Source organism: Brunnivagina elsteri CCALA 953 (assembly GCF_002289455.1).
Lineage (GTDB): Bacteria > Cyanobacteriota > Cyanobacteriia > Cyanobacteriales > Nostocaceae > Brunnivagina > Brunnivagina elsteri.
The window spans coordinates 22,715-29,560 of record NZ_NTFS01000030.1 but is presented as its reverse complement, the minus strand read 5'-3'; the positions used below and the strand labels follow the sequence as shown (position 1 = coordinate 29,560).

Genomic DNA, 6,846 nt, shown 5'->3' with positions numbered 1-6,846 from the left:
TGCGATCGCAACTGTAAAACGCTCCCAAACCGAACTGGAACAAGCATCTATTCGCGCTACATTATCAGGAAAAATCATTAAAATTCATACCCATCCTGGTGAAAAAATTGGTGATGACGGAATCGCTGATTTAGGACAAACCAGTCAAATGGTAGCTGTTGCTGAGATATATCAAAGTGATATTAGTAAAGTCAAACTCGGACAAAAAGCCACAATTACTGGACAAGCATTTACAGGGGAAGTCGCAGGAATAGTTTCGCAAATTGGGTTACAAGTGAACCGTCAAAACACCTTTGCCAATCAACCTGGTGAAAACATGGATAGAAGAGTTATTGAGGTAAAAATTCGGATTAATCCTGAAGATGTCAACCGTGTATCTGGGTTAACTAATTTACAAGTACAAACTGCGATCGTATTGTAGAGTTTGTTTTTGTTGGTCTTTATTTATAACGAATGTTTGTTTTAAGGAAATCAAAAGGAGAAAATCACATGCTTCAGATAACTTACTTTATACTGTGCATTCTTGGATTTACTCTTCCATTATCGCAATTTATTCCCTTTCTTGTAGAACATGGATTAAACCTAGAATTATTTATCCAGGAATTATTTATTAACCAAATATCAGCATTTTTCGGTATGGATGTCATTGTTTCCGCAGTCGTTGTAATAACAATGATATTTGCTGAAGGTAGACGAATAAAAATGTCAAATCTTTGGATTCCCATTGCTTGTTTAACAGTCGGAGTTTCTTTTAGTCTTCCCGTATTTTTATTCATGCGACAAAGACATCTAATCAAAAACAATATGCCTGAATTTATAGAACATCCACAGATATTAACAAAATGATTGTGAATTTATCTATTCTTATTTGATTCTTGTACATAAATCACAATTTTTCAATTTGGTATTTTTGCCAGTAAGAGTAATCCAAGAAATAAATGATCCAACTGTTGATCCTGAGTCGCTATGTAATAGACAGAGATGCTTCATTGCGCTTCGCTCGATTCAGCATGACAATTGGGCACTTTTTTACTTGGAACACTCTAATAGAAACAATTGACTTCAAATTAGACAAACTACCATGAATACCCAAAAAATAGAAATAAAAAAACTAGAACAATCGCAAGTTGAAAAAGCTAGTGAAGTTTTAGCAAATGCATTCAATCAAGACCCAATATTTTCGTATATCTTACCTCAAAATACGTTAGCAAAATCAAATTTTATTGAGTGCTGTTGTCAAATATTACTACGTTATAGCCAGAAATATCATCATATATATACAACCACAAATGATATTAAAGGTATTGCTATATGGATACCACCTGGACATTCAACAAATAATATATTGCGATTTTTACGAGTAGGAGTAATAGCCTTACTCTTCAAAATTAGTATCAGAAAACTAGAAATATTTCTATCAATGCTATTCACAGCAGAAAAATATCATAAACAAAGCATGAAAGAACCCCATTGGTATTTAATGCTGCTTGGTGTTTCACCCAATTTTCAAGGACAAGGTATTGGGGGAATGCTCTTAGAACCAGTATTAGAACAAGCTGACATAGAAGGTTTTCCTTGCTATGTAGAAACATCAACTCAAGTTGCTGTTCGTTTTTATCAAAGATATGGGTTTGAGATTATTTGGAATGGAGAACTCTCAAAAGGTAGTCCACAATATTGGACAATGAAACGTGAAGTAAGACCAAAGAAAAGGAAATTATAAAAAACACATATAAATCTCTCTTTCTCCGCGTCTCTGCGCCTCTGCGTGAATCAAATCCTATATTATTATGCCACCAAAAATCCTCAAAAAAACACCGCTCGCATGGCGACAATTAATGAAGGAAAAAACCCGTCTTGCCGTTGCAGTTGCGGGTATTGCCTTTGCAGATATATTAATACTAATTCAAATGGGATTTGAAGGAGCTTTATACGACTCTTCAATTCAACCCCATAGGAATTTACAAACTGATTTAGTATTAATTGAACCGCGAATGCAAACGCTATTTTCTGTTAAAAGTTTCCAGCGAGAAAGACTATATCAAACATTAGCTTATCCCGATGTAGAATCAGTGACTCCAGTTTATATTGCTACCGGACAATGGCGCAATCCAAAAACTACATTAGAAAGAGCAATTTTGGTTTGGGGAGTTGACCCAACTAAAGAGACTTTTAGAATGCCGGAAGTTAATAAAAAACTCAGCAATTTGAAGGCATTAAATAACATTCTATTTGATATTGGGGGTGTTCCTGCCTATGGAGTTGATGGCGAAGAATTCAAAAAAACTAATAATTTTGAAACTGAATTAAACAGTAAAACGGTAAACATAACTGGTTTATTTATTAACGGTGCTTCGTTTGCCGCAGATGGGAATGTTATTACCAGCGACTCAACATTTATGCAGTTATTTCCATCTCGCAAACCTGACCAAATCGAAGTAGGATTAATTAAATTAAAACCTGGTGTAAATATAGAGAAAATTCAAAAAAAACTTGCAGCAAATCTTCCTAAAGATGTGTCAGTACTAACTAGAGAAGAATTCGCTCAAATCGAAAAGAAATATTGGGCAGATGGTACAGCAATTGGATTTATTTTCGGTTTAGGTGTTGGTGTAGGTTTTATTGTTGGGATTGTGATTGTTTACCAAATTCTCTATTCCGATGTTTCCGAACATTTACCTGAGTATGCAACATTAAAAGCGATGGGCTATACCGATGGATATTTATTAGGAGTCCTAATTCAAGAAGCTTTATTGTTAGCTATTTTAGGTTATATTCCCAGCTTCTTCGCTGCGATCGCACTATATAACTTAGCAGCAGGTGCAACAATGTTACCGATTGCAATGACCCTAGAACGGGCTGTAAACGTCTTAATTATGACTATCGTCATGTGTAGCGTATCCGGTGCGATCACAATGCGTAAGCTCCAATCTGCTGACCCTGCGGACATATTTTAAGAGGAGTTAGTAATTAGGAGTTAGAAGTTAGGAATTTTAAAGAATAATCTCTAACAATTAAATATTTATCAGGAATAATTTACCACTATGCTAATCACAAATTCTACTGAATTAAACCAATCTGAAAATAGCCAATCTGTAATTTCAATTAATAATTTAAATCACTATTTTGGTGAAGGTTCGCTGCGAAAACAAGCATTATTTAACATCAACTTGCAAATTAATCAAGGTGAAATTATTATTATGACTGGACCATCTGGTTCGGGAAAAACAACTTTATTAACATTAATGGGTGGGTTACGTTCAGCACAAGAAGGAAGTTTAGAAATTTTAGGAAAACAAATTCGTGGTGCAAAGAAAAAGCAATTAACAGAATTACGTCGGAATATTGGTTATATTTTTCAAGCACATAACTTAATGACATTCCTGACAGTAAAAGAGAATGTGCGAATGTCTTTGGAACTGCACAAAAAACATTTAGTAGGAGATATAAACGCTAAAACTGTAGAAATATTAGAAACAGTTGGTTTAGGAAATCGTGTTGATTATTACCCAGAAAATCTATCAGGAGGACAAAAACAACGAGTTGCGATCGCACGTGCATTAGTCAGTCATCCGAAAATAGTCCTTGCTGATGAACCAACCGCAGCACTTGATAAAAAATCAGGACGTGATGTGGTGGAAATCATGCAAAAATTAGCAAAGGAACAGGGTTGTACAATTTTGCTGGTGACTCACGATAACCGAATTTTAGATATTGCTGACAGAATTGTTTATATGGAAGATGGGAAGTTAATTAGTGATGGAATTGATACTGTTGCAAAGGTTTATTAGACTTGACTTTATGAATTGTAGAGACTTCACATTGCTAAGTCTCTAAGAGGTTGTTTGAAAAGTCTCTGTGAATGTCATGCTGAGGAAGGAAGCATCTCAGTATGTGTCCAAAACCTTAGATTCTAGCCTGCGGCAACGCGTAGCGCGTACGTTCCGTGAGACTCCACTCAGAATGACAATTGATACCTTATCCGACTTTTCAAACATCCTCTAACGATAATATCATTATTCCGATATTATATGTTGGGTTACGCAAAGCCTCCACCCAACCTACAGGAGACTAAATATAATGTAGTGTTTCTACTAATTTCTCAATATGAACCTGTTGATGCGTAGCCATTAAAGTAATGCGAATTCGACTAGTAGGAACAGTTGGAGGACGAATTGCAGGGGCAAAAATGCTTGCTTCTTTTAAATATTTTCCTACTTCTAATGCATCAGTAGCACTCGCTAATTGAACACACAATATTGGTGATTCTGAAGGTAATATTTTCAGCTTTGGTAAATTATTACGGATTAATGCTTGCAAATATTCCACATTTTCCCATAATTGCATTCTTCGCTGTGGTTCGTTTTTAATTATCTCAATAGCTGCTAAAGCTGCTGCCGTATCTGCGGGGGAAAGAGCAGTCGTATAAATCCAACTAGGGGCACGATTCCTGAGAAAATCAATTAAACTGCTACTTCCCGCAACATATCCCCCCAAACTACCCAAAGCTTTACTTAGGGTTCCCATTTGAATTAGTTCTCTGCCCCTACAACCAAAATGTTCGACACAACCCGCACCATTTTTACCTAAAACACCAGTAGCATGTGCCTCATCAACTAATACCATGCTGCCAAACTCTTCAGCAATATTCAAAATTTCTGGTAAAGGACATAAATCACCATCCATACTAAAAACGCTATCGGTAATAATCAAACAGCGTCGGTAATTTTGACGTTTTTGAATCAGTTGTGTTTTTAAAGCTTGTATATCATTATGTGGGTAATTAATAACACATCCACCACTCATCACAACCCCATTTTTGAGACTTGAATGGTTGTATTGGTCAGATAAAATTAAATCTCGCTTACCAACCAAAGCGCTAATTGTACCGATATTTGCCAGATATCCAGAACTAAAAACGATCGCATCCTCAGTTTGTTTGAGAGATGCGATCGCGCTTTCTAATTCTTGGTGTAATTCCCGATGCCCAGTGAGTAATCTCGAACCAGTACTTCCTGTCCCAAATTCTTCAATTGCATTGATTGCCGCAATTTTTAACCTGGTATCTCCCGCTAAACCTAAATAATCATTACTCGCAAAATTAATTACCTCTTTCCCTGCTAAATTAATTACAGCACCCGAACCACCCTGTATAGTTTGTACAGAACGATACCAATCAGCACGGTGGATTGTTTCGAGTGATTTTTCTAACCAAGAATAGGGGTTATTCACGCAGATTCGCAGAGTTAGGGGAAAATTAAAGAATTAAAAACAATTGAGTAGATGACCTAAATATATTGATAATTGCGATTATTGAAAATAGCTTAAAAATAATACTGATGCACTCTAGATATTAATCATCAATAATCTAAAATTCCTACACTCCAGTACTACTAAGATGAGCGATAGATTGACGTATCCAATCCTCAACAAAGGCATCTTTAGGAAGTCCAATATCCTCGCTAACATAGTGTAGAGCGTGACTAACCTCACTAGCAGTATAACCAAGGGCAAGTAAAGTACTTTGTACCTCTTCTAGAATACTTGGTGCTGGTCCTTGAGTCGCGACGAAGAAACCTGCTGTTTTTCGCCATTCGATTAATTTACTCTTCAATTCCAAACAGATGCGCTCTGCGGTTTTCTTGCCCACTCCAGGAGCTTGAATAATCAATTGTACGTTAGTAGTCACAATCGCCTGAACTAACTCAGGTACTTCCAAAGTGTCGAGAAGTGCGATCGCAAGAGCAGCACCAATCCCACTAACGCTTAACAAATGTTTAAATAAATCCCGTTCCGATGGTGAACCAAAGCCATACAGCAATGGTATTTCCTCGCGAATTTGGTAATGGGTGAAAATTTGGACTGTATCACCCATACTCGGTAATTGCTTCGCTAACCTGCCCGGAATCAACAAATCGTAACCCATTCCATTTACCTCTAGGGTAAGGATATGACGATTCCCGCTACTTTGAACACCAGCAACAATTCCTTTGAGATAACTAATCATTATAAGAAACCAAAATGTTTCAAACCTTCTAAAATTCCATCTGCACAAGTATTCTTTGCCAGGTAGCGATTATCAGCAGGATTTTCGCTATGCCATTGAATTAACTCTGGACGAGCATTCCCTACTATAATTCCTCTTTCCTTTCCGACGGCAAATAAAGCAATATCATTGCCGGAATCCCCACAAGCAACGGTTTGTTCGGCTACAAATTTCCACTTTTGACGCAGAAATTGCATTGCTTGACCTTTATCACTGTTCCTGGGAACTATATCAAGGTCAATTCCGCTACTGTAGATTAACTTTATATTTAAACCACATTTTTGCGATTCTGTCTCAATTTTTTTCAAAATTCTTTCCGAAGCTGATTCTTCAAGGAAAAAACTCACCTTAAATGGTCGCTGTTCAGTATCGGGTTGTGATTTTAGTTCATTAAACTTATCAGTAATTGATACTACCGCATTGCGGTTCCATCCTGTCGCAATTTGTGCTGACCAATCGCGATCGACATTATCACTACTATTTATATAAATTTCTGTGCCAACTGCGACAACTAATGCATCTGGTTCAATCAGCTTTTTTTCTGCTGCTAATTGATAATATAGTACAGATGAACGCCCAGTTGCATAAACAATCTTTGAGCCATACTCTTGACGATGTTGACTTAATCTCTGATTGAGTTCTTGTAATGCTTTATCGTCTTCAGTACCGTGATTAACGAGAGTATTATCCAAATCGGTTACGAACATAAACTGAGACATAGCAATTTTCCATGATAGTTTTCACCATCACAAAGTTTATGTTGTTTCGTGATTGCTTTGTTACGAATGAGGAGAAAAATC

At 36.6% G+C, this 6,846-nt stretch carries 7 protein-coding genes and 1 pseudogene; 5 read left to right on the top strand and 3 right to left on the bottom strand.

What is annotated here, in order from left to right; genetic code table 11:
* The 5 genes and pseudogenes from CK510_RS04655 to CK510_RS04635 form a co-directional block, all read left to right on the top strand.
* A pseudogene (locus tag CK510_RS04655) lies at positions 1-421 on the top strand (efflux RND transporter periplasmic adaptor subunit); the annotation flags it as partial.
* A gap of 68 nt (positions 422-489) precedes the next feature.
* Positions 490-846, top strand: coding sequence for a DUF2834 domain-containing protein (locus CK510_RS04650; RefSeq protein ID WP_095720582.1), 357 nt, complete (start codon positions 490-492; stop codon positions 844-846).
* 235 nt (positions 847-1,081) lie between these two features.
* Positions 1,082-1,723 (top strand): GNAT family N-acetyltransferase, encoded by a 642-nt coding sequence (locus CK510_RS04645; protein WP_095720581.1) that lies wholly within the window; start codon positions 1,082-1,084, stop codon positions 1,721-1,723.
* Between the two features lie 67 nt (positions 1,724-1,790).
* Positions 1,791-2,957 carry an ABC transporter permease DevC gene (devC, locus tag CK510_RS04640; protein WP_095720580.1) on the top strand — a complete coding sequence of 389 codons (1,167 nt, stop codon included), beginning with the start codon at positions 1,791-1,793 and terminating at the stop codon, positions 2,955-2,957.
* A gap of 87 nt (positions 2,958-3,044) precedes the next feature.
* Positions 3,045-3,791: a DevA family ABC transporter ATP-binding protein gene (locus tag CK510_RS04635; RefSeq protein ID WP_095720579.1), complete on the top strand. Its 747-nt coding sequence runs from the start codon at positions 3,045-3,047 to the stop codon at positions 3,789-3,791.
* Between the two features lie 280 nt (positions 3,792-4,071).
* Here the strand turns inward: CK510_RS04635 and bioF are convergent, their stop codons facing one another.
* The 3 genes from bioF to CK510_RS04620 all read right to left on the bottom strand — a co-directional run bounded on the left by bioF (position 4,072) and on the right by CK510_RS04620 (position 6,765).
* Positions 4,072-5,232, bottom strand: coding sequence for an 8-amino-7-oxononanoate synthase (bioF, locus tag CK510_RS04630; RefSeq protein WP_095720578.1), 1,161 nt, complete (start codon positions 5,230-5,232; stop codon positions 4,072-4,074).
* 145 nt (positions 5,233-5,377) lie between these two features.
* Positions 5,378-6,007 (bottom strand): Holliday junction branch migration protein RuvA, encoded by a 630-nt coding sequence (gene ruvA, locus CK510_RS04625; RefSeq protein ID WP_095720577.1) that lies wholly within the window; start codon positions 6,005-6,007, stop codon positions 5,378-5,380.
* On the bottom strand, positions 6,007-6,765 hold the full coding sequence (locus CK510_RS04620) for a sucrose-phosphate phosphatase (protein WP_095720576.1): 759 nt from the start codon (positions 6,763-6,765) through the stop codon (positions 6,007-6,009). Before CK510_RS04620 ends, ruvA begins: the two co-directional genes overlap by 1 nt.
* Positions 6,766-6,846: the final 81 nt, after the last annotated feature.